This is a genomic window from Nonomuraea sp. NPDC050227 (assembly GCF_044459705.1).
Taxonomy (GTDB): domain Bacteria; phylum Actinomycetota; class Actinomycetes; order Streptosporangiales; family Streptosporangiaceae; genus Nonomuraea.
The window spans coordinates 292,133-317,216 of the sequence record NZ_JBITJF010000013.1 but is presented as its reverse complement, the minus strand read 5'-3'; the positions used below and the strand labels follow the sequence as shown (position 1 = coordinate 317,216).

Below are 25,084 nucleotides of genomic sequence, written 5' to 3'. Positions count from 1 at the left end.
TATGGCAGTGAGCGCGCGCAGGGGAGCTCCCCTGAGTCTTGACGAGATCTGTTCCACGGCGCTTCGCCTGATCGACGAGGCCGGCGTCGAGGGGTTGTCGATGCGGAAACTGGCCGCCGAGCTCGACGTCAACCCCATGTCGGTCTACCACCACGTCGCGAGCAAGGAGGCGCTGCTGGCCCGCATCTGCGAGACGGTCAGCGTCCGGCTGCCGCTGCCGCCCGACGACGGCACCCCGTGGCAGGACCAGCTCCGCGCCCTGGCCCTGGCCTACCACCGGCACGCCCGGCAACATCCGGCCATGTGGAACTACCTGCACAACCATCCCGAGTTCAGCGAGGACCGGCGGCTGCCGCTGTGGCAGGCGCTCTACCGCATCCTGCGCGCCTCCGGGGTGCCCGAGGAGGAGCTGCGGCGGACGAGCGAGGTGCTGCACGCGTTCGTCTCGGGGTTCGTCTTCGCCGAGACGCGGGGACACCTGAGCGGCGAGCCCGAGGAGGTCGAGCGCAGCTTCGACGTCGCCCTGCACATGATCATCAACGGCCTGGCCGCCCGGTGACGCCTGCGTTGGAAAGTCCAACCCTCTCGCGTTAGAGTGAGTTGGACTTTCCAACGGACAGGAGGCCGCGATGCGCGACGCCGTCATCGTGCAAGCCGTACGCACCCCGATCGGCAAGGGCAAACCCGGCGGCGGGCTGCACGGGACGCACCCCGTCGACCTGCTCGCCCACGCCCTGCGCGCCCTGATCGAGCGCAGCGGCGTGGACCCGTCGCTGGTCGACGACGTGATCGGCGGCTGCGTCGACCAGGTGGGCGAGCAGGCCATGAACACCACCCGCTACGCCTGGCTGGCCGCCGGCTTCCCCGACTCGGTGCCCGCGGTCACGGTCGACCGGCAGTGCGGCTCGTCCCAGCAGGCCGTGCACTTCGCCGCGCAGGGCGTCATGTCCGGCGCGTACGACCTGGTCGTGGCCTGCGGCGTGGAGTCGATGAGCCGGGTGCCCATGTGGTCGAACGTGCCGCCGGGCGCCGACCCGTTCGGGCCCTCGGTGGCCGCGCGCTTCCCCGGCGGGCTGGTCCCGCAGGGCGTCAGCGCCGAGCTGATCGCCGCCAAGTGGTCGCTGAGCCGCGAGCAGATGGACGTCTTCGCCGCCGCCTCCCACGCCAAGGCCGCCGCCGCGGACTTCGGCGCCGAGCTCGCCCCGATCGCCGGCCTGGACCGCGACGAGTCGATCCGGCCCGCCACCACGCCCGAGATCCTGGCCGGGCTGCGGCCCGCCTACGCCGACCCCGGCTACGCCGAGCGTTTCCCGCAGATCAGCTGGTCGGTCACCGCGGGCAACGCCAGCCCGATCAACGACGGCGCGGCGGCCGTCCTGATCACCAGCTCCGAGACCGCCGCGCGGCTCGGCCTGCGGCCGCTGGCCCGGCTGCACAGCTTCGCCGTCACCGGCTCCGACCCGCTGCTCATGCTCACCGGCGTGATCCCGGCCACGGAGAAGGTGCTGCGCCGCGCCGGGCTCGCGCTGTCCGACATCGACCTGTTCGAGGTGAACGAGGCCTTCGCCAGCGTCGTGCTGGCCTGGTTGCAGGAGACGGGGGCCGACCCGGCGAAGGTCAACGTCAACGGCGGCGCCATCGCCCTCGGCCATCCGCTCGGCGCCAGCGGCGCCCGCATCACGACCACGCTGGTGCACGCCATGCGCACGCGCGGCGCCCGCTACGCCCTGCAGACCATGTGCGAGGCGGGCGGCCTGGCCAACGCGCTCGTGCTGGAGAACGCCGGCTGAGGCTCAGGCGGCGGCCCAGACGGCCTCGAACGCCGCCTGGGTGATCTCGGTCAGCTCCCAGATCTCCAGCGGCTGGTCGGTGAGGAAGCCGCGATCGTCCTGGAGCCGGCCCCACCAGTAGCGGTGGGCGACGCGGTCGGTGTCGACCTCGATCTGCCTGATCGCCCAGTGTTCGCCGTCGCCCTCGACGCTCTCGAACAGCCAGACGCGCCCGCCGGGGCCGGCGGTGTGCCAGAAGCGGTGGGGCACGTCGGCCTCGGCGAGCTGCTTGACCAGCGGCAGGCGAAGATCCGGGACCATGCCCCGTAGGTTACACCGCTACCGCTGGTAGGCCCCGGCGTCCGGCGACCCGGACAGCGGCCGGCCCAGCATGTCCTTGCCGAGGGCGGCGCCGCCGTACCAGGTGGGCGACAGCGGCAGGCCGCGGCCCAGCGCCGGGGAGCCAGGACGCAGGCGCAGGTCGGTGCGGGAGACGAACAGCGGGTCGGCCCTGACCGACTTCGGCCCCAGCTTGAAGGTGAGCTTGCGGCCGTAGTAGACGCTGCCGCCGTCGTCGACGCCCTTGCCGTCGGCCCAGCCCGCCTCGCCGCCGACCGCGATCACGTTGTTGCGCAGCCTGAGGATGGAGGGGCCGCAGCCGTCGTGGCAGGACCAGCCGATGGTGTCCTTGGCCGGCAGGTAGACCGAGTTGTGCACGGCGATCGTGCCCTTCACCGGGCCCACGACGTGGCCGGGCCCGCGGGTGATGAGGAAGGAGCCGCGGCTGCGGCCGGAGGTGACGACGTTGAAGGCGAAGACGTTGCCGGTGGCGGTCTTGCCCTTCTGGGCGCCGAGCTCGGTGAAGGTCTCGTTGTCGCGCGCGTGGTTGTAGGTGATGCGGTTGCGGTCGCCGTTGAAGATCTCGACGGCGGCGCCGTCGGTGCCGTAGTCGTGGCTCTTGGCGTAGCTGCCGGTGATGGTGTTGCGGGTCACCAGGTTGTCGTCGCCGTTGAGCAGCACGCCGAAGGCGCCGGAGTCGTTGTCGCCGCCCTCGTCGTCGACGCTCATGCGGTTGTTGCCGGTGAGCGTGCTGTCGCGGACGGTGTTGTGCGACCCGGACGGCGTGACCCACACGCCCGCGACGTTGCCGTCGGCCGCGACGCCGGTCAGCTCGATGTGGTGGCCGGCGAGCTGGAACCCGGCGAACCGGCAGCCGGTGGCGCGCAGGCCGCTGATCTGCCAGTAGGCGCCCTTGACGACCACGCAGTCGCGCTCCTCACCGCTGATGCGGGGCAGGGCCCCGGTGCCGTGGGAGCGGATGACGATGGGCCGGGCCGCGGTGCCGCTGGCGGTGAGCCGGAGCGGGCCGGTGAAGCTGCCGCCGCGCTTGAAGCTGACGATGTCGCCCGGCTTGAGCTCGGCGGAGCCGACCTTCTCCAGCGACTTCCACGGCTTGTCGGGGCTGGTGCCGGCGGCGGAGTCGTCACCGGCCCTGGAGTCGACGTAGTAGGTGGTGGCCGCCCTGGCTTCCGCGGCGGTCGGTACGGCGGTAAGGAGCGAAGCTGCGACGGCTACGGAGAGCAACCTCATGCGGGCACACCACTATCCAGTTGAAGACGGTACGGGGCCAGGCCATACCGTAGCGTGATCAGCGTGTGATGCGCCACACACTCACCGAAGGACCGTCCCCCGGGATCATGTCTCCGTCCTGGGCATTGTGGACGCCCTGGGCCTGCGTCCCGATGGGCAGCGCGGCACCGGGCGCCCGGCGGACGGCCACCAGCAGCGACTCCTCGAACGTCTCGCGCGCGAAGACCAGGCAGTCGGCGTCGGAGTGCAGCCAGCGCAACCCTCCGTGACGCAGCGCGGGCTCGGCGCGGCGCAGCCCGAGCAGCTCGCGGTAGGCCGACAGGGTCGCCAGGTCCTGGTCGTGCGGCCGGTTCCAGGGCATGGGGGTGCGCGAGTGCTCCCCGTTGATCCCGGTCAGGCCGAACTCGCTGCCGGCGAAGACCATGGGCGTGCCGGGCAGCGTGGCCTGCAGGCCGAGGGCCAGCAGGTGGCGTTCGCGCGAGCCGGTCACCGTGCGGATGCGCGGCGAGTCGTGGGAGTCCAGGAGCTGCCAGGAGTGCGTGAGCGAGCGCCAGGACATGTGCGAGGCGAAGGACCTGAACGTGGCCAGGGTGTCGGTGCCGTCGCGCTCGGGCACGCCGCCCGGCACGCCGAGGAAGTGCGGCAGGTCCAGGTCGGGGCCGCGCAGCCAGGCCCAGACCGGACGGGTGAAGCCGCCGTAGTTCATGGTGCCGTGCCAGCCGTCGCGGTCGAGGTCGAGCGAGGCGTCGTGGTTGTGCTCGGCGATGAAGGCGGCCTCGGGGCCGAGCTGCCGGCGCAGCATGGCGGCGACCTCGTGGTTGCGGTCGTCGGCGCCGAGCCTGGCGGTCATGTTGGCGACGTCCACGCGCCAGCCGTCCAGCGGGCCGAGCCACTTCTTCAGCACCGCGCGCATGCTGGAGCGCACCAGCTCGCTGCCCCAGTTGAGCTTGGGCAGCGACTTGACGCCCCACCACGACTCGTAGTCGCCGGTGTCGGGGTCGAAGTAGAACATCTCCCGTTCGAGGGCGTTGACGTCGGAGACGGCGGCGGTGAACCATTCGTGGGCGTCGCCGCAGTGGTTGGTGGTGATGTCGCCGAGCAGGCGCATGCCGCGGGCGTGCAGCGCGCCGGACAGCCGGTGCAGGGCCTCGTCGCCGCCGAGCAGCGGGTCGACGTGCTCGAAGCTCGCGGCGTCGTAGCGGTGGTTGGAGCGGGCCGGGAAGATCGGCGTCAGGTAGACGGTGTCGGCGCCGAGCCCCTGGATGTGGTCCAGGCGCCGGGTGATGCCGTCGAGGTCGCCGCCGTAGAACTGCTGGGCGGTGCCGGGGCCGCTGGGGATCACCGGGTCGCGGTCCCAGTCGCGCGGCAGCGCCCAGTCGGGCAGGTCCGGCATCGGGCCGGAGCGGTCGAAGCGGTCGGGGAAGATCTGGTAGACGATCGCGTCCGACATCCACGAGGGCGGCGCCTGGTGGCAGACCAGGCGGAAGTCGCTCGCGTCGGTCACGTCGTGGGCGACCGGGCCGGCCGCGGTCAGCCACAGCTGGCCGCGGCGGGTGTGCAGCAGGAAGCGGTACGGGGTGACCGGGTTGACGGCGGTGATCTCCGCCTGCCACCACACGTCGTCCGCGCCGTAGCCGGCGACCGGCGTGCCGGTCCTGGAGTCGTCGACGCGGGCCTCGGCGTAGCGGGGCTCGCCGTCGTAGACGGTGCGCACGTGCACGCCGGTGATCCTGGCGGCGCGCGGGGCGCGCAGCCAGAGGGTCACCCGCGAGCCGAGCGCCGGTTCCCGGCTGGAGACGTAGAGAGCTGAGCCGTCGTGGTGCGGCTCGCCGACATGACGCAATGGACCTATCCCTTGACAGCCCCGGCCGTCAGGCCGGAGACGATGTACTTCTGCAGCCATAGGAACACGCTCACCGTGGGTACGGCGGTGAGCAACGTCGCGGCGGCGAACATGCCGAAGTTGGCGTTGCGGTGGTCGCCGGCGATCATGCCGTACATGCCGACGGCCAGGGTCTTGCTCTCGGGGTCGCGCAGGAACACGTTGGCCATGAGGAACTCGCTCATGATGCCGATGAAGGCCAGCAGCGCGGTGACCGCCAGGATCGGCGTGACCAGCGGCATGATGATCCGCCAGAAGATCTGCGCGTGGGTGGCGCCGTCCACGGTGGCGGCCTCGTCGAGCTCCTTGGGCACGGTGTCGAGGAAGCCCTTCATCAGCCAGGTGTTCACGCCGAGCGCGCCGCCCAGGTAGAGCAGCAGCAGGCCCCAGACGGTGTTGAAGCCGAACGCCGGGTACAGCTCGGTCACCCTGGTGAAGATCATGAAGATCGTCACGATGGCCAGGAACTGCGGGAACATCTGGATGAGCAGCAGCGCCAGCAGCCCGACCCGGCGGCCGGTGAAGCGCATGCGGCTGAAGGCGTAGGCGGCCAGCATCGACAGCAGCAGGCTCGCGAACGACGAGACCAGCGCGATGAACACCGAGTTGAAGAACCACCGGCCGAACGGATAGTCGTCGGAGGTGAGCAGGTTGGCGAAGTTGTTCAGGCTCGCCCCCGACGGCAGCAGGTCGGTGGAGGCCAGCGTGCCCATGGGGTTGATCGCGGCCGAGACCACGAACAGGATCGGGAACAGCGCGAACGCGCACACCGCCAGCACGAACACGTGCCTGAGCGCGATCCTCATGCGTAGACCTCCTCCTGCTTGCGGGTACGGCGGAAGGCCACGGCCGAGATGACCGCCACGATCGCGAAGATGAACACCGAGATCGCCGCCGCGAACCCGAACTGCGCCCCGCCCGCGCCGAACGCCAGCCGGAAGGTGTAGGTGATCAGCAGGTCGGTGGCCCCCACCTGCGGGCTCTCGGCCGGGAACGGCCCGCCGTCGGTGGTGAGCGCGATGGCGTTGAAGTTGTTGAAGTTGAACGCGAACGACGAGATCAGCAGCGGCGTCAGCGCGACCAGCAGCAGCGGCAGCGTCACCCGGCGGAACGCCTTCCACGGCGTGGCGCCGTCGATGGAGGCCGCCTCGGTCAGCTCGCGCGGGATCGCCTGGAGCGCGCCGGTGGTGACCAGGAACATGTACGGGAAGCCGAGCCACAGGTTGACCAGGATGACCGCGAAGCGGGCGGTGACGGGCTCGCCGAGCCAGTCGACGCTCAGCCCGAAGAACTGGTTGATCAGGCCGAAGTCGCGGTTGAACATGTCCCGCCAGACCAGCAGCATGGCGAAGGCCGGCATCGCGTACGGCAGGATCAGCGCGATCCGGTAGATCTTCGTGCCGCGCATGCGCGGGTGGTGCAGCGCCAGCGCCACGGCCATGCCGAGCCCGAACGTGCCGGCCACGGAGGCCAGCGCGAACACCAGGTTCCAGCCCAGCACGCCGACGAAGTAGCCGGAGATGGTGGGGTTGGTCAGAACCCGGGCGAAGTTGTCCAGGCCGACGTTCGCCTGCCAGCCCTGTGCCAGGTGCTCGCCCTCGGCGTTGACGAAGTAGCCCTGGGCCTCGTCGGCCGTCCAGGTGTCGCCGTTGCCCTTGACGCAGTCGCAGGCGGCGTCGTAGACCAGCGCCGCCTTGCCCTCCACGGCCCGGCTGAGGCCGTTGGCCTTGATCGCGCCGCCCGGCGTCGGCACGGACAGCGCCGAGATCTCCTGGCCGCGGGCGGCCGCCTCGGGCGCCTTCAGCACGGTCACGCCGGGGGCCGTCAGGACCTTGCCGGTGAGGCCGACCTGGGCGCCGGCGAGCGGGGTCAGCCCTTCGGCGGTGCCCAGCCGGACCTGCTTGGTCGTGGGGTCGACCAGCAGGAACACCAGCTCGTCGCCGCGCAGGGCGGCGGTCAGGCCGTACTCGGGCGAGCCGGGGGCCTGGCGCACCGAGCCGGTCTCGATGGCGGTGACCGCGTCGGCCTTGTCGCCGCGGTGCCCGTCGCCGAAGTTCGTGAACGCCGTGGTCACCGTGTAGAGCACGGGCAGCACCTGGAAGGCGATCAGGAAGACGGTGCCGGGGACGAGGTACTTGGCCGGGATGAAGCGGCGGGTCAGGTACAGGTAGGAGATGGCCGCGGCGGCCAGCCCCAGCAGCGTGAGCGAGACCCACGACTCCGCGGCGACCAGCGGCGGCACGGCGTAGAGCAGGATCGCCGCGGCCACGGCCAGCACCGCGATCCTGCTCACCACGAACGCCGTGGTGAGCTCCCGGCGAGGCCGCGGGGACGCGGTGGTCCCCACGGCCTCGTGCACGTCCTGGGCCATGTCAGTTCTTGAGCGCGCCGTCGATGGCCTTCTGCGCGGCCGCGGCGGCCTTGGCGGCGTCGCCGCCCTTGACCACGGCGGTCTCCGCGATGCCGAACGGCTCCCAGATCGCGGCCATCTCGGGGATGGCGGGCATCGGCATGCCGCTCTTGCCGGCGTCCATGAACTTGGCGGCGTCGGGGTCGGCGGCCTGGACCTCCTGGAGGGCGGCGGTCAGCGCCGGGGGTCGCGGGTCGGCCTCGTACAGGGCCTTGGCGACGTCCTTGTTGGTGACGTAGTTGGCGACGAACTCCTGGGCCAGGGCCTTGCTCTTGCCCTTGGCCGCCACGAAGAACGACTGGACGCCGACGAACGGCGTGGCCGGCTTGCCGTCCTTGAACGCCGGGACGGGCGTGATGTCGTAGGAGACGCCGCCCTTCTTGACCTCGCTCATGGCCCACGGGCCGGAGATCAGGTAGGCGCACTTGCCGGCGGCGAAGTTGACGATGTAGTTCTCGTTGGTGACCGACGTCTTGAGCGCGCCGTCACCCTTCTCGCCGAGCTCCTTCAGCTTGCCGAACGCCTTGACCGAGCCCTCGGAGCCGAGCAGCACCTGCTTGGGGTCGGGGTCGCCGGAGGCGGTCTGGCCGAACAGCGCGCCGCCCGCGGAGGCGAACAGCGGGTAGGCGTGGAAGGCGTCGCCCTTGACGCCGACGGGCAGGCAGAGCACTTCCTTGACCTTGCCGGCCTTCTTCAGCTCCTTGCCCTTGTCGATCATCTCGTCGAGCGTGGCGGGGGCGTCGGGGGCGAGCTTGGTGTTGCGGATCAGGGCGATGTTCTCCACCGCGTACGGGGCGCCGTACACCTGGCCGTTGAAGGTGACCGCCTTCATGGCGATCTCCGAGAAGGCCGCCTTCTGCTCGTCGGTCAGCGTGACGGGGTCGATGGCGCCGTTCTGGACGAGGTTGCCGATCCAGTCGTGCGCGCCGATCATGATGTCCGGGCCGCTGCCCTGCTGGGAGGCGGTCAGGAAGGTCATCTGGTTGTCCTTACTGATCTCCTTCACCTCGACGGTCACGCCGTTCTCGGTGCCGAACTGGTCGGCGAAGGGCTTGAGCGGCTTGACCCGGCTCGGGTCGGCCCAGATGACCAGCGTGCCGCCCGCCGCGGAGGCCGGAGCCGAGGCCGAGGCCGAGCCGCTGGGCTGCGCCGACGGGGCGGTCGAGCCGGAGTCACCGCAAGCCGTGGCGGCGAACGCGAGGGTGGAGAGGGCTGCCACTCCCAGGACCCGAACACGCATGAGACCTCCCGAGGTCATGGAGGAGCGGCGACGCCTGCGTGCGCCGCCGCCGAAGATCGTTTTCCGCCGCTGTTCACGGCTTACGTTTCCGGGACGTTAGCGGCTCTTTGCAAGAATTGGAAGAACTTGCGAAAGAGCGTTACCGGAACCACATCCGACCCACGACCCGCTGACCTCGCCGCACCTCCGATAACGGGCGTACGGGGAATCTGCAACTTTCCGAAACTTGCACTTGACCTGTCGCAAGAACGCGCGACATCCTGCACCAGACATCACGGACATCGGGGGAAGGAAAGCCATGCTCGGCAACGACGACTGGTGGCGGGACGCCGTCGTGTACCAGGTCTACCCCCGGAGCTTCGCCGACGCCGACGGCGACGGCACCGGCGACCTGAAGGGCGTGCGGGAACGCCTGGGCCACCTCGCGCGGCTGGGCGTGGACGCGATCTGGCTGAGCCCCTTCTACACCTCGCCCATGGCCGACGGCGGCTACGACGTGGCCGACTACCGGGACGTGGACCCGATGTTCGGCACGCTGGCCGACTTCGACGCCCTGATCGGCGAGGCCCACGAGCGCGGCATCCGGGTGATCGTGGACCTGGTCCCCAACCACTCCTCGGACCGGCACCCCTGGTTCCAGGCCGGCCTGCGCGACCGTTACATCTTCCGCGACCGGCCCAACGACTGGGAGTCGATCTTCGGCGGCCCGGCCTGGACCCAGGTCGAGGACGGCCAGTGGTACCTGCACCTGTTCGCGCCGGAGCAGCCCGACCTCAACTGGGACAACCCCGAGGTGCGCGCCGAGTTCCGCGACGTCCTGCGCTTCTGGCTGGACCGGGGCGTGGACGGCTTCCGCGTGGACGTGGCCCACGGCATGGTCAAGGCCGAGGGCCTGCCCGACGTGGGCCCGAAGGAGGGCCGCCAGGCCGAGATGCTGGGCGACGAGCAGGTGCCCTACTTCGACCAGGACGGCGTGCACGACATCTACCGGGAGTGGCGGCCGATCCTCGACTCCTACCCCGGCGGGCGGATGGCCGTCGCCGAGGCGTGGGTGTCCTCGCCCGAGCGGCTGGCCCGCTACGTCGGGCCCGACGAGCTGCACCAGGCGTTCAACTTCGAGTTCATGATGGCCGACTTCCACGCCAAGTCGTTCCGTACGGTGATCGAGAAGTCGCTGGCGGAGGCCGAGCTGGTCGGCGCGCCCACCACCTGGGTGCTGTCCAACCACGACAAGCCGCGCCACGTCACCCGGCACGGCGGACTGGCCCGCGCCCGCGCGGCGACGCTGCTCATGCTGGCCCTGCCCGGCTCGGCCTACCTCTACAACGGCGAGGAGCTGGGCCTGCCCGAGGTCCTCGACCTGCCCGACGAGCTGCGCCAGGACCCGGCCTTCCGGCGCACCGGCGAGAGCCGCGACGGCTGCCGGGTGCCGATCCCGTGGACGAGCGAGCCGGGCTGCGGCTGGCGCGACCCGTGGCTGCCGATCCCGCCGTCGTGGACGCAGCTGTCGGCCGAGGCCCAGGAGCACGACCCGGACTCGACGCTGAACCTCTACCGGGCCGCGCTCCGGCTGCGCAAGCAGCACCCGGCGCTCGGCGGCGGCACGCTGCGGTGGCTGGAGGCCCCCGAGGACGTGCTGGCCGTCCAGCGCGACCCCGGCCTGGTCGTGATGCTGAACACCGGCGAGCGCCCGGTCGCCCCGGTCGTGCCCGGCACTGTGCTGCTGGCCAGCGGCCCGCTGGCGGCCGACGGCTCGGTCCCGCCGGACACCACCGTGTGGATCCAGCGTTGAGGTTGGGGGAACCTTTCCCTTGACGCGGCATTTGGCGGCAATGACGGTTAGTAGTCTCGGGGAGTGCCACCCCTGTGGGCCCGCTCCCTGCGCGGACGCGTCACCCTCATCGCGACGGCCGTAGCCGCCCTCGTGCTGATCCCCGTGGGCGTCGCCGGGTGCATCGTCTCGCGTTCGCTGGTGACGGCCGGCGTCTACCGGGACACGCGGGACACCGCCGAGCGGGTGGCCTCGGAGATGCGCGCGGGCGGGCTGCCGCAGGGCGCCACGATCCCGGTGCCCAACCCGTCCATCGACCTGATCCAGATCGTCGGCACCGACGGCCGCGTCCTGGCCAGCAGCGACGCGGCCAGGAACCTGCCGCCGCTCAGCGACGTGCGGCCCACCGCCGAGAGCCGGGTGGTCAACACCACCAACTGCCTGCCGACCGAGTGCGTGCACCTGTCGGCGGTCAAGGCCGGCATGTCGGAGGACTCCCCCATCGTCTACGCCGGCCGCAGCACCCCGGAGGTGCTGGCCTCGCAGACGCTGGAGGTGATCGTGTTCTCCCAGGTGGCGGTGCTGATCGCGCTCACCGCCTGGGCGACCTGGCTGGTCACCGGCCGCGCGCTGCGCCCGGTGGCGACCATGCGCGCCGAGCTGGACGCGGTCAGCGCCGGCGACCTGAGCCACCGGGTCACCCAGCCGGGCGGCGAGGACGAGGTCGCCATGCTGGCCAAGGCCGTCAACAACACGCTGGCCCGATTGGAACGTTCCGCGCTGCAGCAGCGCCAGTTCGCCTCCGACGCCTCCCACGAGCTGCGCACCCCGATCGCCGGGCTGCGCGCCCAGCTGGAGAGCGCCCAGCTCTACCCGGAGGACACCGACGTCGAGGCGCTGGTGGACAGCGCGCTGCGGGACACCGACCGGCTGGAGGCGATCATCACCGACCTGCTCCTGCTGGCCAGGATCGGCTCCCGGGTGGACGTGGCCAGGGAGCCGGTGGACCTGGCCCAGCTCGTCCGGCAGGAGCTGGCCGTGCGCAGCGACAAGCTGCCCACCCGGCTGGAGCTGACCGAGGGCGTGGTGGTCGAGGGCGTGCGCCTGCAACTGGCCAGGGTGCTGACGAACCTGCTGGACAACGCCCAGCGGCACGCCGAGACCATGGTGCGGGTCGTGGTCACCAGGGAGGCGGGCCCGGCCAGGGGCGGCACCGCCGTGCTGGCGGTGGAGAACGACGGCCAGGAGATCCGCGAGGCCGACCGCGAGCGCATCTTCGAGCGGTTCACCCGCCTCGACGCCGCCCGCAGCCGCGACTCCGGCGGCACCGGGCTCGGCCTGGCCATCGCCAGGGACGTGGCGATGGCCCACCGGGGCAGCGTGCGGGTGGAGGACCGTCCGGGCGGGGCGCGGTTCGTCCTGCGGCTTCCCGCCATCTGATGTCGAAAGCGTAGATTTCCGGCAGCCGGTTAGTGGATCATGCCCTCATGACGCAAGAAGTCCCCCAGGGCGTGGATCCTCACATCCCCAACACCGCGCGCATGTACGACTACTTCCTGGGCGGAAAGAACAATTTCCCGGCCGACCGTGAGCTGGCCGAGCTGGTGCTGAGCGCGATGCCGGAGGTCAGGGACGGCACGCGGGAGAACCGGCTGCTGATCGGCCGGGTGGTGCGGTACCTGTGCGAGCAGGGTGTCACCCAGTTCCTCGACCTGGGCTCCGGCCTGCCGGCCGCCGAGAACGTGCACGAGGTGGCGCTGCGGTACGCGCCGCAGGCCCGCGTGGTCTACGTGGACAGCGACCCGGTGGTGGCCGCCCACGGGCGGGCCCTGCTGGCCGGCCCCGAGCAGGTGGCCATGCTGCACGGCGACGTCCGGCGCCCGCGGGAGGTGCTGGACAGCCCCGAGGTGCGCGGGCTGCTGGACTTCGGCAGGCCCGTCGCCGTGCTCATGATGTTCCTGCTGCACCTGATCCCCGACACCGACCACCCGCAGGGCTTCGTGGCCGCCTACCGCGACGCGCTCGCGCCCGGCAGCTACCTGGCCCTGTCGCACGTCGGCACCGACCACGCGCCCGAGCGGGTGGCCCGCGTCAGCCAGTTCTACCGGCGGGCCAACGCGCCGTTCTGCCCGCGGCCGGGCAAGGAGATCGCCGCCTTCTTCGGCGACTTCGAGCTGATCCCGCCCGGTCTGGCCACGGGCAAGGGGCCGGAGCTCGGTTTCCCGTTCACCGACCCCGAGAGCCCGCCTTTCTACGACGACGACTTCGCCCGCATGGGGTACGCGGGCATCGGCCGCAAACCCTAGAGCTGCGAGCGCCGAGAGCCGGCAACCCTAGACGCGCGCGGCCTGCCGATCGGGCTCCGGCTCGGGGCGGTCGTCCTCCTCGTCGATCAGCGTGGACTCGTCGAAGGGCGCCCGCCCGGCCAGCACCTCGGCGGCCCGCTCCCGGTCGAAGTCGCCGGTCCAGGTGCCGACCACGACGGTGGCCACGGCGTTGCCCGCGAAGTTGGTCAGCGCCCTGGCCTCGGACATGAACCGGTCGATGCCGACGATGAGGCCGACGCCGTCCACCAGCTCGGGGCGGTGCGACTGCAGGCCGCCGGCGAGCGTGGCCAGGCCCGCCCCGGTCACGCCCGCGGCGCCCTTGGAGGCGACCATCATGAACAGCAGCAGCGAGACCTGCTCGCCGACCTGCAGCGGCGCGCCGGTGGCCGAGGCGATGAACAGCGTGGCCATGGTGAGGTAGATGGCGGTGCCGTCGAGGTTGAAGGAGTAGCCGGTCGGCACGGTGATGCCGGCCACCGTCCGGCTCACGCCGAGGTGCTCCATCTTCGCGATCAGCCGCGGCAGCGCCGTCTCCGACGACGACGTGGACAGGATCAGCAGGAACTCCCGGCCGAGGTAGCGCAGCAGCGACCACAGGTTGACCCGGGCCACCAGCCACAGCAGCGCGCCCAGCACCACGCCCACGAACAGCAGGCAGGTGACGTAGAAGGCGATCATGATGATGGCCAGGCTCTTGAGCGCCTCGATCCCGGTGGCCCCGACCACGGCCGCGATGGCCCCGAACGCGCCGACCGGCGCGGCCCACATGACCATGGCCAGAATGCGGAACACCAGCCGCTGGACGTGCTCGACGCCGCGCAGGATCGGCGCGCCCCGCTCGCCCATGGCCTGCAGCGCGAACCCGGCCAGCAGCGCCACCAGCAGCGTCTGCAGGACCGAGCCCTCGGTGAAGGCCGACACCAGCGTGACGGGGATGATGCCGAGCAGGAAGTCGACCCCGCCGGTGGCCTCGCCCTTGGCCGCCTCGGCCTCGGCGGCCTGCCGGGCGGCGTCGGTCAGGTGCAGCCCGGAGCCGGGGTCGATGACGTTGCCGACCAGCAGGCCGATGACCAGGGCGACGGTGGACATCACCATGAAGTAGCCGAGCGCGAGGCCGCCCACCTTGCCGACCTTGGCGGCCTGGCGTACCGAGCCGATGCCGAGCACGATCGTGCAGAAGATGATGGGGCTGATCAGCATCTTGATCAGCGCCACGAACCCGGTGCCGAGGGGTTTGAGCTCCTTGCCCGCCTCCGGCCAGACGAACCCGACCAGGATGCCGAGCAGGACCGCCACGATGACGGCCAGGTACAGATAACGCGTGCGATCACGCATGAGGGGTCTCCACCGCTTGGGAAAAAGGGGCTGGTCGTGCGACTATGCGGCTCGCTGTGACCCACGTCACGATTGAGTAAGTTTCGTTCACGCAAGGAGGGCTCATGCGCCGCTGGAGCCTGGCGGGCCAGATGCTGGCCCTGCAATTGGTCGTGGTCGCGGTCGCCGTGACGGGCTGCGCGGTGCTCGCGCTGGTGCAGGCCCACCGCCTGCTCACCGAGGAGGCGGGCGCCACGGCCAGGGCCGTGGCGGTCAGCGTGGCCGCCGCGCCGGGCGTGGCCGCCGCCCTCGACGGCCCGGAGCCGACCCTGGCCCTGCAGCCGTACGCCGAACGGGTGCGCAAGGAGACCGGCGTCGACTTCGTCACCATCATGAAGCCGGACGGCACCCGCTACACCCACCCGAACCCGGCCGAGATCGGCCGGCGCTTCCTCGGCCACACCGGGCGGGCCCTGGCCGGCCGGACGTTCGTCGAGACCTACACCGGCACGCTCGGCCCCTCCAAGCGGGCCGTGACGCCCGTGTGGTCCGGCGGCCGGGTCCGGGCCCTGGTCAGCGCGGGCATCACGGTCGACCGGATCAGCGCCCGGCTGCGCGACCAGGTCGCCTGGAGCGGCCTGGTCGCCGCCCTCGCGCTCGGCCTCGGCGCGGCCGGGACGTGGCTGGTCACCGTACGGCTGCGCCGCCAGACGCACGGGCTCGGCCCGGTGGAGCTGGGCCGCATCCACGACCACCACGACGCCGTCCTGCACGCCGTGCGGGAGGGCCTGCTGCTGGTCGGCGGCGACGGCACGCTGACGCTGTGCAACGACGCCGCGCGGCAGCTCCTGGACCTGCCGCCGGACGCCGAGGGCCGGCACATGGCCGAGCTGGGCCTGCCGGCGCTGCTGGAGGGCCACGAGGAGCACGAGGAACGCGTGCACCTGGCCGGCGACCGGGTGCTGGCCGTCAACGGCGCGGCCAGCAGGCTCGGCACGGTGGTGACCGTACGCGACCACACCGAGCTGCAGGCACTGGCCGGGCAGCTCGACGCCGAACGCGGCTTCGCCGACTCGCTGCGCTCGGCCGCGCACGAGGCCGCCAACCGGCTGCACACCGTGATCACGCTGGTCGAGCTCGGACGCACCGAGCAGGCCGTCGCGCTGGGCACGGCCGAGCTGCGCGCGGCGCAGGAGCTGACCGACCGGGTGGTGGGCGCGGTGCGCGAGCCGGTGCTGGCCGCGCTGCTGCTCGGCAAGAGCGCCGAGGCGGCCGAACGCGGCGGCGAGCTGGTGCTCACGCCCGACAGCGACCTCGACGACCTGGGCCTGGACCCGCGCGACCTGGTGACGATCGTCGGCAACCTGGTCGACAACGCCCTCGACGCGGCCACCAGGGTCGAGGTGCACCTGAGCGCGGACGGGGACGGGGTGGTGATCAGGGTGGCCGACGACGGGCCGGGGCTGACCGCGCCGGAGGCGTTCGCGAAGGGCTGGACCACCAAGGGCGACGGCCACGGGCTCGGGCTGGCGCTGGTCGGGCAGGCGGTGCGGCGGCTGGGCGGCACGATCGAGGTGGCCGGGTCGGCGTTCACGGTGCGGCTGCCGGTCCCGGAGCGGGTCCGATGAACCGGCCGGACACCGGGCCCGGAGCGGGCGCGGCGAGCGGGCCGGACGGGCCGGTCTCCGTGCTGATCGTGGAGGACGAGGAGATCACGGCCGAGGCCAACCGGGTCTACGTCGAGCGGGTGGCCGGGTTCGAGGTGGCCGGGGTGGCGCGTTCGGGCGGCGAGGCGCTGCGGTTCCTGCGCGGCCGGCCGGTCGACCTCATCCTGCTCGACCTGTACCTGCCCGACATGCACGGCCTGGAGGTGTGCCGCGCCGTGCGGGCCGGCGGGCTGCTGTGCGACGTCATCGCCGTCACCTCGGCGCGCGACCTGGCGACGGTGCGCTCGGCGGTGTCGCTGGGCGTCTCCCAGTACCTTCTCAAGCCGTTCACCTACGCGACCCTGGCCGAGAAGCTGGCGCGTTACGCCCGGTTCAGGCAGGACACCGGCGTGATCGTCGCCCAGGGCGACGTCGACCGGGTGCTCGGCACCCTGCGCGGCAGCTCCGAGCTGCCCAAAGGGCTGGCCCGCGACACCCTCGACGCCGTGTCGGCGCGGCTGCGCGAGCGGCCCGGCGGCAGCACCGCGCAGAGCGTGGCGCAGGCCGTCGGGGTGTCCCGGGTGACCGCCCGCCGCTACCTGGAACACCTGGTCGAGCTGGGGACGGCGGTGCGCGTGCCGCAGTACGGCGGGGTGGGCCGGCCAGAGTTGCTCTACCGGATCCCCATGGAAAGTTAATGGCGGTGACGCTGCCCGTTCAATCCGGGCCCTTAGCTTCTGGGTGCGATCCGATGCACTGAGGAGAAGTCACTTGCGAGTCCTGGCCGTTGTTCCCGCCCGCGGAGGTTCGGCGGGCGTTCCCCTGAAGAACCTCGCCCTGGTCGGGGGCGTCCCGCTGGTCACCCGCGCGGTACGGGCGTGCCTGCGGGCCGAGCTCGTCGACCAGGTCGTGGTCAGCACCGACCACCCGCAGATCGCCGAGACCGCCCGCGCGGCGGGGGCGACCGTGGTGGAGCGGCCCGAGGAGCTGAGCGGCGCGACCGCCTCCAGCGAGTCGGCCGTGCTGCACGCCCTGGACGCGCTCGGCGCGGACCCGGACGTGGTCGTCCTGGTGCAGTGCACCAGCGCGTTCATCGACCCCGAGGACCTGTCGGCGGCCGTGCGCAAGGTCCTGGACGGCGAGGCCGACTCGGTCGTGTCCGGGCTGCCGACGCACGAGTTCCTGTGGACGGCCGCGGGCGCGGGCGTCAACCACGACCCCGCCGTGCGGCCGCGCAGGCAGGACCGCGAGCCGCAGTTCCGCGAGAACGGCGCCTTCTACGTCATGCGCACCGCCGGCCTGCGCGAGCACGGCCACCGCTTCTTCGGCGAGGTCGCCGTACAGCCGGTGCCGCCGCAGCACGCCATCGAGGTCGACGACCCCGAGGACCTGGAGCTGGTGCGCGCCCTGGCGCCGTTTATCGACAAGCCCGAGCCGATCGACGTGGACGCGGTCATCACCGACTTCGACGGCGTGCACACCGACGACCGCGCCTACATCGACTCCGACGGCCGGGAGATGGTCCTGGTCAGCCGCTCGGACGGGATGGGCGTCTCGCTGCTGCGCCGCTCCGGGGTCAAGGTGCTGGTGATGTCCACCGAGCAGAACCCGGTCGTGGCCGCCCGCGCCCGCAAGCTGGGCGTGCCCGTGCTGCAGGGCCTGGCCGAGAAGCGCATCGTGCTGCGCGACTGGCTGGCCATCGAGGGCCTGGACCCGGCGCGCGTGGCCTACGTCGGCAACGACGTCAACGACCTGGGCCCGATGGCCGAGGTCGGCTGGCCGATCGCCACCCCCGACGCGCACCCGCGCGTGCGCGCCGCCGCCCGCGTGGTGCTGACCAGGCCCGGCGGCTCCGGCGCGGTGCGCGAGCTGTGCGACCTGGTGGTGGCCGCCCGGCCCGAGCCGCCCGTCGCCGAGGCCAAGGCCCGGCCGCGGCTCGGCCCGGTCGCGATCGGCGACGTGCTGGTCGGCGACGGCGAGCCGGTGTACGTGATCGGCGAGATCGGCATCAACCACAACGGCGACCTCGACCTCGCCCGCCGGCTCATCGACGTGGCGGCCGACGCGGGCTGCCAGGCGGTCAAGTTCCAGAAGCGCACCCCCGCGATCTGCGTGCCCGAGGAGCAGAAGGGCCAGATCAGGCAGACGCCGTGGGGCGAGATGACGTACCTGGAGTACAAGGAGCGCACCGAGTTCGGCCACGACGAGTACCGGCAGATCGCGAAGTACTGCGACGAGCGCGGCCTGCACTGGTTCGCCTCGCCGTGGGACGTGCCGTCCGTGGAGTTCCTGGAAGACATGGACGTGCTGACGCACAAGATCGCCTCAGCCAGCGTCGCCGACCACGAGCTGCTGCGCGCCCTGGCGGCCACCGGCAAGCCGCTCATCCTGTCCACCGGCATGTCCACGCTGTCGGAGATCGACCAGGCGGTCGAGATCCTCGGCACCGACCGGCTGATCATGATGCACGCCACCTCCACGTACCCGCTGCCGCCGGAGGAGGCCAACCTGCGCACGATCACCACGCTCAAGGAGCGCTACGGCGTGCCGGTCGGCTACTCCGGGCACGAGCGCGGCCTGCAGATCTCGCTGGCGGCGGTCACCCTGGGCGCGGTCTGCGTCGAGCGGCACATCACGCTCGACCGCACCATGTGGGGCTCCGACCACGCCGCCTCGCTGGAGCCGTCGGGGCTGGAGCACCTCGTCCGCGACATCCGCATCATCGAGCAGGCCATGGGCGACGGCGTCAAGCGCGTCTTCCCCGGCGAGGAGGCGCCCAAGGCCCGGCTGCGCCGGGTGACCGTCTGAGTCATGACGCCGACCACTCTCTCCGTCGTCGTGCCGGTGCGTGACGGTGAGCGCTTCATCGCCGACGCGCTCACCTCGCTCGCCCGCAACGCCCGGCCCGACTTCGAGTTCATCGTCGTGGACGACGGCTCCGTGGACGCCACCCCGGACATCATCGCCGACTTCGCCCGCGACCTGCCCGGCCTGGCCGTGCTGCGCAACCCCGCCCCCGTGGGGCTGGCCGACGCCCGCAACACCGGGCTGTCGGCCGCCTCGGGGCGGTTCGTCACGTTCATGGACGGCGACGACTGGCTGGCGCCCGGCTACCTGGCCGGGCTGGTGGCGGCCATCGACGGGCTCGGCTGCGACTTCGTGCGCGTCGACCACGTCCAGGTGGAGGGGCGCAGGCGGGTGGTGCACCGGGCCCCGCTGTCGCGCCGCGGCGTCGTGCTCGACCCCCGCTCGGCGATCCTGCCGGCCGGGGAGCGGACCATGGTGGACTACCCGTACGCATGGGCCGGGGTCTACCGGCGTTCGCTGCGGGACCTGCTGCACTTCCCCGGCTCGCTGCACACCGCCGAGGACCGGCCGTGGATCTGGCGGCTGCACCGGGAGGCGGCCACGTTCGCGGTCGTGCCGATGGCCGGGGTGTTCTACCGGCGGCTGGTGTCCGGGTCGCTGACGCAGGTCGGCGACGAGCGGCAGCTGCACTTCTTCGACGCCTTCGAGCTGGTCCTCAAGGACCTGGAGCCGGAGTTCCTGCCGAAGGCGGCGCGCAACTTCTGCGCGCTGCTGGCCCACCACCTGGAGCTCGCGGGCCGGTTCACGCCCGCGCTGCGCGCCCGGTTCGAGGAGCGGGGCGCGCAGATGGTCCGCGGCCTGCCGCCCGCCCTGGTGGCCGACGCCGTGTCGCGGATGGCCGTCGAGCGGGAGGCCGTGCTGCGCGCCCTGGTACCCGACATTCCCCCCAGCCCCCACGTCCGGATCCGCCGGGATCGGGAGGACTCCTGATGAAGGTCTTCTACGCCTCGACGCTGTTCGGCGCGATGTCGCTGGCCGCGGCCATCGACGACGGCCGCTTCGGCGCGGGCCGGCGCGTGCTGATCGTGTCGAACAACGCGGCGATCCCCGAGGTGTCGGTGCCGCTCGACGGCACGCCCGGCTTCGCCGCCCTGCGCTCGCGCTTCGACGAGGTGCACTCCTGGAACGAGCTGATCGCCCCGCTGCACCCCTCCGACTGGCGGGCGCGGATCATCGAGGTGCCGATGTTCGAGCGGCTGATCCGCTCCCACCTGGCGCTGGACGACGTCGAGGAGCTGGTGCTGGAGTCGATCGCGGTGCCGCCCGCGCGCACGATCGCCGGCCTGGTGCGCGACTGCCCGATCACCGTCTACTCCGACGGCCTGATGAGCTACGGGCCGACCCGTGACCCGCTGCCCGCGGAGATCTCCCGGCGCATCGAGCGGCTGCTCCACCTGGACCTGGTGCCCGGCCTGACCCCGCTGCTGCTCAGCGAGTACGGCGTGCCGTCCGTGGTGCTGCCCGAGGAGCGCTTCCGCGCGGTCGTGGACGAGGTGGCCGCCACCGCGCCGGACCTGCGCGCCGGGCAGGCGGTCGTCCTCGGCCAGTACCTGTCGGCGCTGGAGATCGTCACGCCGGAGGAGGAGGCCGGGCTGCACGCCTCGATGCTGCGCGCGCTGGCCGCCCGCGGCTGCACCGACGTGGTGTTCAAGCCGCACCCGGCCGCCGGACGCCGGCACGCGCAACTGCTGCGCGCGGCGGCCGGACCGCTGGGGGTGCGGCTGACGGTGGCCGGGGAGAGCGTGCCGGCCGAGGTGTGCTTCGCCACGCAGCGGCCCGAGCTGGTCGTGGGCTGCTTCTCCACCGGCCTGGTGACCGCCCGGCGCTACTTCGGCCTGCCGGTCGCCTCCTTCGGCACCGGCCTGGTGCTGGACCGGCTGACGCCGTACGAGAACAGCAACCGGGTGCCGGCCACGATCGTGGACGCGCTGCTGCCCCGGCTGAACGCCGACGGCGTGATCGACGAGCCGCCGCGCACGGACCTGCCCGCGCTGGTGCGCGCGGTCGGCTACTGCATGCAGGCCGACGCCTATCCCGAGCTGCGCCCGTCGGGCCCGGGGTTCGACGGGGCCTTCGACGGGCGCTACTTCAAGCGCAAGCGCCTGGAGACGCTGGGGCTGGCCGAGCCGCCCTCGGCGCTGTCCAGGCTGCGCAGGAAGATCAGGTCAGCGATCTGAGGTAGCGGCGCACCCGCCGCTTGGCCCGGTAGCCCGCCCGCAGCATCGTGGGCGGCACCTCCACCCGCAACCTGGCCCGGCGGCGGGCCGCGGCGTGCTCGGGGCCGTCCAGCAGCGAGCGGGCGGCCGGGCGCGTCCCGTCCGCGGCCAGGCCGGTCAGCAGGGCCGCCCAGTCGTCGCGGCCGGCCGGGTGGAAGTAGTTGGCCTCGCACCAGCGCGGCTCGGCCGTGCGGAAGTCACCCAGGGCCAGGTCGTCCAGCGTGCCGAGCAGGCCGCTGCCCTCGAACACCAGGTTGATCATCTCGGCGCTGACGCCGAAGTCGCTCAGCACCAGCGACGGCACGCCCATGGCGACGGCCTCCAGCGCGGCCGTCGAGCTGACCGTGACGAACCCGGCCGCCCGCGACAGCTGCTCGTGCATCGACCCGGCCGCGAACGTCAGCCTGCCCGGCTCGCCCATCTCGCGCCACAGCCGCTGGTAGTGGTGGCGTTCGTTGTGGGTCTGGCGTTCGTGCTCCAGGGCGCGCAGCTTGACCACGACCTCCAGGCCGGGGCGGCGGGCGGCCAGCTCGGCCAGCGCCGTCAGCACCCGCTCGCGCTCCTCCCGCGCCCGCGGCACCTTGGCCTGGGTGGCGAACACGACCCGGTCGCCGCCGCCGGACACCGCGCCGGGCCGCAGGAACGGCAGCCTGGCCAGCCCGACCGCCCCTCCCCCGCCGAGCCGGCCGGCGATCTCGGAGAACTCGGCCACCTCGCGCTCGCTGTGGACCACGAACAGGTCGCAGCCGCTGCGGAACAGCCACGCCTTCTCCGTGGCCGGCACCGAGATGCCGGGCAGCCCGCTGACGAACACCGGCCGTGCCCGGCCCGCCGGCCGCAGCCCGGCCAGCACGTCGGCCACCAGGACGTCCACCACCGGGCCCGTGCAGCCCACCAGGATCGCGTCGGGGCGGGTGCGCTCGGCCAGGCGGCGCAGCGAGCGCGCCGACAACACCGGGGGCGCCGCGCGCCCGCCCACCGCCGCCGCGATCTGCTCCGGCGAGGGCGCGATCGGGGTGCGCACCACCACCAGCTCGCTCTCGCAGCCCGCGGGCAGGTCGTCGAGCAGGCAGGCCGCCCACTTCAGATACGAGTCGGAGTCGGCTATCGCCAGCACCCTCACCTGGAAGCTCCTGTCAAATGCGATCGCAGGCCGGGGGCCGCCCTGCTCGTCCACCAGTCGTCGGGAACGTCCACGGGCTCGACCTCGACGCCGCGCGGGCCGAGCAGCACCCGCAGCGAGGTGATCGCGGTCGAGGGCAGGCTGAGCACCCGCTGCCCGGCGTCGAGGCCGCGCAACGTCAGCTCGGCCGGCACGCCCGCGTCGTGCACGGTGATGCCCGGACGTTCGCCGATCAGCGCCAGGTCGACGGGGTCCTCGCGGCGGTGCGGGTAGTAGGCCAGCGGCTCGCGTCCGGCCAGGTCGGTCAGCCAGCGCAGGTAGTGGTCGCGGTGGACCAGGCCGTTGCGGACCAGGGACGTGCCGAGGACGACCGTCCGCTCGGCGGGCCCCTGGGCGCTCGGCGGCTGGGCGCGCAGCCAGGCGAAGTCGTGGCGGACGAGGTCCACGCCCGCCCCCCGGACGGCGGCGACCAGCTCGTCGGGGACGGGCAGGGCGGTGAAGACCGACACCCGGCTCATCCGCAGCCGCAGCGCGGCGGCCAGGCCGAGCAGGGCGCGCGCCCGCGAGGGGGTCGCCCGCGCCCGCAGCAGCGGCCGGAACGGCCCGGCGGCCAGCAGTTCGAGCAGCCTGAGCGTGGCCAGGCCGTCGTCCACGACGACGATGTGGCCGGGGTCGGAGGTCAGCCAGCGCATCTGGACCTTGCCGGAGAACGCGTCGCCCACGGCCTGGACGCGGCGCGGCATGCGCTCGCGCGGCTCGTCCAGCACCAGGCCGGCGGGCAGGTCGAGGCGGCGCAGCTCCTTGCGGGTGGCGCGCAGCGGACGCAGGCCGGCGCGCGGCACGACCACGGTGTCCGGGCCGAGCAGCCCGGCATGGTGGGCCTCGACGGCGCACAGCATCTGGAGCGGAGACTCCACCCAGGCCGACGCCTGTCTGACCACTCTGTTTCCCCCAGCCGGTGGATGGCCTTGCACGACCCGCCTCAAGGTAGCCCGGCCTGCTTAAGCCGCAAGAAACGACACGTGAACAATGGAGGGTATGAACTCGCTGATGCTCAACACCGACGGTGTGCAGATACCACAGCTCGGCTTCGGCGTCTGGCAGGTCTCTGCCGACGACGCCGAGCACGCGGTGACGGCCGCGCTGCGCGCCGGATACCGGCACGTCGACACCGCCGCCGCCTACGAGAACGAGGAGGGCGTCGGCCGGGCCGTGCGCGCCGCCGGGGTGCCACGGGAGAAGGTGTTCGTCACCACCAAGCTGTGGAACGGCGACCACGGGCGCGCCGAGCAGGCCTTCGACGAGAGCCTGGCCCGCCTGGGCCTCGACTACGTAGATCTTTTCCTGATCCACTGGCCGGTCCCGGAGCAGGACAGGTACGTGCAGGCCTGGCGGGGACTGGAGAAGATCTACCGGGACGGCCGGGCCAAGGCCATCGGGGTCTCCAACTTCACGATCGCCACCCTGACCCGGTTGATGGAGGAGACCGACATCACGCCGTCGATCAACCAGATCGAGCTCCACCCGTACTTCCAGCAGCGCGAGATGCGGGCCTTCCACGAGGCCAACGGCATCCTGACCGAGGCGTGGAGCCCGCTCGGGCAGGGCAAGGGGCTGCTGGCCGACCCGGCGCTGCGCGTGCTGTCGGAGAAGTACGGCAAGACGCCCGCCCAGATCGTGCTCCGCTGGCACCTGCAGCTCGGCAACGTGGTGATCCCCAAGTCGGTCACGCCGTCGCGGATCGAGGAGAACATCGACGTGTTCGACTTCATCCTCGACACCGAGGACATGGCGGCCATCGGCGCGATGAACGCGGGGCGGCGGATCGGGCCCGACCCCGACTCGTTCAACCTGACCTGAGCGCTCTACGATCTCGGTCGTGCGAGATTTCACCTGGGGAATAGCGGCGACCGGCGGCATCGCGCGTACCGTGGGGGCGGCCATCGTGGCCGAGCCCGGCATGCGGGTGGCCGCCGTCGGCTCGCGGAGCCCGCTCAGGGCGCGGGCGCTGGCCGACGAGCTGGGCGCGGAGTCGGCCTACGGCTCCTACGAGGCCCTGTGCGCCGATCCGGCCGTAGACGCGATCTACGTCGCCACGCCGCACGCCCAGCACCTGGAGGTGGCCGAGGCGGCCATCGCGGCGGGCAAGTCGGTGCTGTGCGAGAAGCCGCTGGCGGCCGACGTGGCCGACGCCGAGCGCATGGTGGCGCTGGCCCGCGCGGCCGGGGTCTTCCTCATGGAGGCCATGTGGATGCGCTTCAACCCGCTCATCCAGCGGGTGGCGGCCGATCCGCGCTTCGGCGAGATCCGGTCGGTGCGGGCCTCGTTCGGCTTCGCGCTGCCCTACGACCCCGCCCATCGGCTGTGGGCGCCGGAGCTGGGCGGCGGGGCCCTGCTCGACCTGGGGATCTACCCGTTCGGGCTGGCCCAGCTGCTGCTCGGCATGCCCGCGGAGCTGCGCATGGCCGGCTCGCTGGCGCCCAGCGGCGTCGACGCCGAGGCCGGCGGGCTGCTGCTGTACCCCGACGGTCGGCGGGCCCTGGTGGACGTGTCGCTGCTGGCACATCACGCCAACGACGCGAGCGTGGTGGGCACGTCGATGCGGGCTGACATCCTGGCGCCGTTCTGGGCGCCGCGGCGGGTGTTGCTGTCGGGGCCGTCGATGGAGACGGAGGAGCTGGTGCTCGACCCGGCCGACAACGGGTACGCGGGCGAGCTGCGCGAGGTGCGCGCGGCCACGATCGAGGGCCGCACGGAGAGCGAGATCATGCCGCTTGACGAATCCCTTGCCATGATGGGGCTTCTGGCCGAAGCACGGGCCCAACTCTCCTAGCTGGACCTTTAGCCACTTGCCTAGCTCTTGCCCGATGTATTACCTTGTGGGGCATCTCGCGGCAGACGTCCGGTTTGTCCGGCTTTGTCCAACCA

General features: G+C 72.3%; 21 protein-coding genes. 12 read left to right on the top strand and 9 right to left on the bottom strand.

The window, feature by feature from the left end; translation table 11 throughout:
- Window position 1 precedes the first annotated feature (1 nt).
- Window positions 2-559, top strand: a complete 558-nt coding sequence (locus ACIBK9_RS41240; RefSeq protein ID WP_364333682.1) for a WHG domain-containing protein — start codon at window positions 2-4, stop codon at window positions 557-559.
- Between the two features lie 70 nt (window positions 560-629).
- The gene (locus ACIBK9_RS41235; RefSeq protein ID WP_358292972.1) at window positions 630-1,790 is read left to right on the top strand and encodes a thiolase family protein; all 1,161 of its coding nucleotides are present in this window, start codon (window positions 630-632) and stop codon (window positions 1,788-1,790) included.
- 3 nt (window positions 1,791-1,793) lie between these two features.
- On the opposite strand, the gene ACIBK9_RS41230 is transcribed toward ACIBK9_RS41235, so the two are convergent.
- From ACIBK9_RS41230 to ACIBK9_RS41205, 6 genes are read right to left on the bottom strand one after another with little or no spacing between them, the layout of a single operon-like run.
- Window positions 1,794-2,090, bottom strand: a complete 297-nt coding sequence (locus ACIBK9_RS41230; RefSeq protein ID WP_357969202.1) for a hypothetical protein — start codon at window positions 2,088-2,090, stop codon at window positions 1,794-1,796.
- 18 nt (window positions 2,091-2,108) lie between these two features.
- Window positions 2,109-3,359, bottom strand: a complete 1,251-nt coding sequence (locus ACIBK9_RS41225; protein WP_397164329.1) for a right-handed parallel beta-helix repeat-containing protein — start codon at window positions 3,357-3,359, stop codon at window positions 2,109-2,111.
- Between the two features lie 58 nt (window positions 3,360-3,417).
- Window positions 3,418-5,202, bottom strand: a complete 1,785-nt coding sequence (locus tag ACIBK9_RS41220; protein WP_397164327.1) for a glycoside hydrolase family 13 protein — start codon at window positions 5,200-5,202, stop codon at window positions 3,418-3,420.
- A gap of 5 nt (window positions 5,203-5,207) precedes the next feature.
- Window positions 5,208-6,047 (bottom strand): sugar ABC transporter permease, encoded by an 840-nt coding sequence (locus ACIBK9_RS41215; protein ID WP_358292982.1) that lies wholly within the window; start codon window positions 6,045-6,047, stop codon window positions 5,208-5,210.
- The gene (locus tag ACIBK9_RS41210) at window positions 6,044-7,612 is read right to left on the bottom strand and encodes an ABC transporter permease subunit (RefSeq protein WP_397164326.1); all 1,569 of its coding nucleotides are present in this window, start codon (window positions 7,610-7,612) and stop codon (window positions 6,044-6,046) included. Before ACIBK9_RS41210 ends, ACIBK9_RS41215 begins: the two co-directional genes overlap by 4 nt.
- Before the next feature lies 1 nt (window position 7,613).
- On the bottom strand, window positions 7,614-8,891 hold the full coding sequence (locus ACIBK9_RS41205; RefSeq protein ID WP_397164324.1) for an extracellular solute-binding protein: 1,278 nt from the start codon (window positions 8,889-8,891) through the stop codon (window positions 7,614-7,616).
- Between the two features lie 298 nt (window positions 8,892-9,189).
- Between ACIBK9_RS41205 and ACIBK9_RS41200 the strand changes: the two genes are divergently transcribed.
- The 3 genes from ACIBK9_RS41200 to ACIBK9_RS41190 all read left to right on the top strand — a co-directional run bounded on the left by ACIBK9_RS41200 (window position 9,190) and on the right by ACIBK9_RS41190 (window position 12,968).
- A complete protein-coding gene (locus tag ACIBK9_RS41200) occupies window positions 9,190-10,683 on the top strand; it encodes a glycoside hydrolase family 13 protein (RefSeq protein ID WP_397164322.1) in 1,494 nt (497 codons plus the stop codon).
- Between the two features lie 63 nt (window positions 10,684-10,746).
- On the top strand, window positions 10,747-12,102 hold the full coding sequence (locus ACIBK9_RS41195) for an ATP-binding protein (protein WP_358292990.1): 1,356 nt from the start codon (window positions 10,747-10,749) through the stop codon (window positions 12,100-12,102).
- Window positions 12,103-12,149: 47 nt separating this feature from the next.
- Window positions 12,150-12,968 carry an SAM-dependent methyltransferase gene (locus ACIBK9_RS41190; RefSeq protein ID WP_387669824.1) on the top strand — a complete coding sequence of 273 codons (819 nt, stop codon included), beginning with the start codon at window positions 12,150-12,152 and terminating at the stop codon, window positions 12,966-12,968.
- Between the two features lie 27 nt (window positions 12,969-12,995).
- Here ACIBK9_RS41190 and ACIBK9_RS41185 read toward each other — a convergent pair whose 3' ends face one another.
- Window positions 12,996-14,324 (bottom strand): cation:dicarboxylate symporter family transporter, encoded by a 1,329-nt coding sequence (locus tag ACIBK9_RS41185; RefSeq protein WP_387669825.1) that lies wholly within the window; start codon window positions 14,322-14,324, stop codon window positions 12,996-12,998.
- A 104-nt stretch (window positions 14,325-14,428) separates the two neighbouring features.
- Here ACIBK9_RS41185 and ACIBK9_RS41180 point away from each other — a divergent pair, with 104 nt between their 5' ends.
- The 5 genes from ACIBK9_RS41180 (at window position 14,429) to ACIBK9_RS41160 (ending at window position 20,994) form a co-directional block, all read left to right on the top strand.
- Window positions 14,429-15,931 carry an ATP-binding protein gene (locus ACIBK9_RS41180; RefSeq protein WP_397164319.1) on the top strand — a complete coding sequence of 501 codons (1,503 nt, stop codon included), beginning with the start codon at window positions 14,429-14,431 and terminating at the stop codon, window positions 15,929-15,931.
- Window positions 15,928-16,647: a response regulator gene (locus ACIBK9_RS41175; RefSeq protein ID WP_397164318.1), complete on the top strand. Its 720-nt coding sequence runs from the start codon at window positions 15,928-15,930 to the stop codon at window positions 16,645-16,647. The genes ACIBK9_RS41180 and ACIBK9_RS41175 overlap by 4 nt, the downstream gene beginning before the upstream one ends.
- Window positions 16,648-16,720: 73 nt before the next feature.
- Window positions 16,721-18,757 carry an N-acetylneuraminate synthase family protein gene (locus tag ACIBK9_RS41170; protein WP_358293000.1) on the top strand — a complete coding sequence of 679 codons (2,037 nt, stop codon included), beginning with the start codon at window positions 16,721-16,723 and terminating at the stop codon, window positions 18,755-18,757.
- Window positions 18,758-18,760: 3 nt separating this feature from the next.
- Window positions 18,761-19,747 carry a glycosyltransferase family 2 protein gene (locus tag ACIBK9_RS41165; protein WP_358293003.1) on the top strand — a complete coding sequence of 329 codons (987 nt, stop codon included), beginning with the start codon at window positions 18,761-18,763 and terminating at the stop codon, window positions 19,745-19,747.
- Window positions 19,747-20,994, top strand: a complete 1,248-nt coding sequence (locus tag ACIBK9_RS41160) for a polysialyltransferase family glycosyltransferase (RefSeq protein ID WP_397164315.1) — start codon at window positions 19,747-19,749, stop codon at window positions 20,992-20,994. Before ACIBK9_RS41165 ends, ACIBK9_RS41160 begins: the two co-directional genes overlap by 1 nt.
- Here ACIBK9_RS41160 and ACIBK9_RS41155 read toward each other — a convergent pair.
- Entirely contained in the window at window positions 20,978-22,156 is a 1,179-nt protein-coding gene (locus ACIBK9_RS41155; RefSeq protein WP_397164314.1) for a DUF6716 putative glycosyltransferase, read from the bottom strand. The genes ACIBK9_RS41160 and ACIBK9_RS41155 overlap by 17 nt on opposite strands.
- On the bottom strand, window positions 22,153-23,097 hold the full coding sequence (locus tag ACIBK9_RS41150; protein WP_397164313.1) for a hypothetical protein: 945 nt from the start codon (window positions 23,095-23,097) through the stop codon (window positions 22,153-22,155). Before ACIBK9_RS41150 ends, ACIBK9_RS41155 begins: the two co-directional genes overlap by 4 nt.
- Window positions 23,098-23,194: 97 nt before the next feature.
- Here ACIBK9_RS41150 and ACIBK9_RS41145 point away from each other — a divergent pair, with 97 nt between their 5' ends.
- Entirely contained in the window at window positions 23,195-24,016 is an 822-nt protein-coding gene (locus ACIBK9_RS41145; protein WP_397164311.1) for an aldo/keto reductase, read from the top strand.
- A 19-nt stretch (window positions 24,017-24,035) separates the two neighbouring features.
- Window positions 24,036-24,989 carry a Gfo/Idh/MocA family protein gene (locus tag ACIBK9_RS41140; RefSeq protein WP_397164309.1) on the top strand — a complete coding sequence of 318 codons (954 nt, stop codon included), beginning with the start codon at window positions 24,036-24,038 and terminating at the stop codon, window positions 24,987-24,989.
- Window positions 24,990-25,084: the final 95 nt, after the last annotated feature.

What these genes read in the sequence shown, in the direction of transcription:
- ACIBK9_RS41240 (WP_364333682.1), top strand. Translation starts at nt 2, where the DNA reads ATGGCAGTGAGCGCGCGCAGGGGAGCTCCCCTGAGTCTTGACGAGATC.
- ACIBK9_RS41235 (WP_358292972.1), top strand. Translation starts at nt 630, where the DNA reads ATGCGCGACGCCGTCATCGTGCAAGCCGTACGCACCCCGATCGGCAAG.
- ACIBK9_RS41230 (WP_357969202.1), bottom strand. Translation starts at nt 2,090, where the DNA reads ATGGTCCCGGATCTTCGCCTGCCGCTGGTCAAGCAGCTCGCCGAGGCC.
- ACIBK9_RS41225 (WP_397164329.1), bottom strand. Translation starts at nt 3,359, where the DNA reads ATGAGGTTGCTCTCCGTAGCCGTCGCAGCTTCGCTCCTTACCGCCGTA.
- ACIBK9_RS41215 (WP_358292982.1), bottom strand. Translation starts at nt 6,047, where the DNA reads ATGAGGATCGCGCTCAGGCACGTGTTCGTGCTGGCGGTGTGCGCGTTC.
- ACIBK9_RS41210 (WP_397164326.1), bottom strand. Translation starts at nt 7,612, where the DNA reads ATGGCCCAGGACGTGCACGAGGCCGTGGGGACCACCGCGTCCCCGCGG.
- ACIBK9_RS41205 (WP_397164324.1), bottom strand. Translation starts at nt 8,891, where the DNA reads ATGCGTGTTCGGGTCCTGGGAGTGGCAGCCCTCTCCACCCTCGCGTTC.
- ACIBK9_RS41200 (WP_397164322.1), top strand. Translation starts at nt 9,190, where the DNA reads ATGCTCGGCAACGACGACTGGTGGCGGGACGCCGTCGTGTACCAGGTC.
- ACIBK9_RS41190 (WP_387669824.1), top strand. Translation starts at nt 12,150, where the DNA reads ATGACGCAAGAAGTCCCCCAGGGCGTGGATCCTCACATCCCCAACACC.
- ACIBK9_RS41185 (WP_387669825.1), bottom strand. Translation starts at nt 14,324, where the DNA reads ATGCGTGATCGCACGCGTTATCTGTACCTGGCCGTCATCGTGGCGGTC.
- ACIBK9_RS41180 (WP_397164319.1), top strand. Translation starts at nt 14,429, where the DNA reads ATGCGCCGCTGGAGCCTGGCGGGCCAGATGCTGGCCCTGCAATTGGTC.
- ACIBK9_RS41175 (WP_397164318.1), top strand. Translation starts at nt 15,928, where the DNA reads ATGAACCGGCCGGACACCGGGCCCGGAGCGGGCGCGGCGAGCGGGCCG.
- ACIBK9_RS41165 (WP_358293003.1), top strand. Translation starts at nt 18,761, where the DNA reads ATGACGCCGACCACTCTCTCCGTCGTCGTGCCGGTGCGTGACGGTGAG.
- ACIBK9_RS41160 (WP_397164315.1), top strand. Translation starts at nt 19,747, where the DNA reads ATGAAGGTCTTCTACGCCTCGACGCTGTTCGGCGCGATGTCGCTGGCC.
- ACIBK9_RS41145 (WP_397164311.1), top strand. Translation starts at nt 23,195, where the DNA reads ATGAACTCGCTGATGCTCAACACCGACGGTGTGCAGATACCACAGCTC.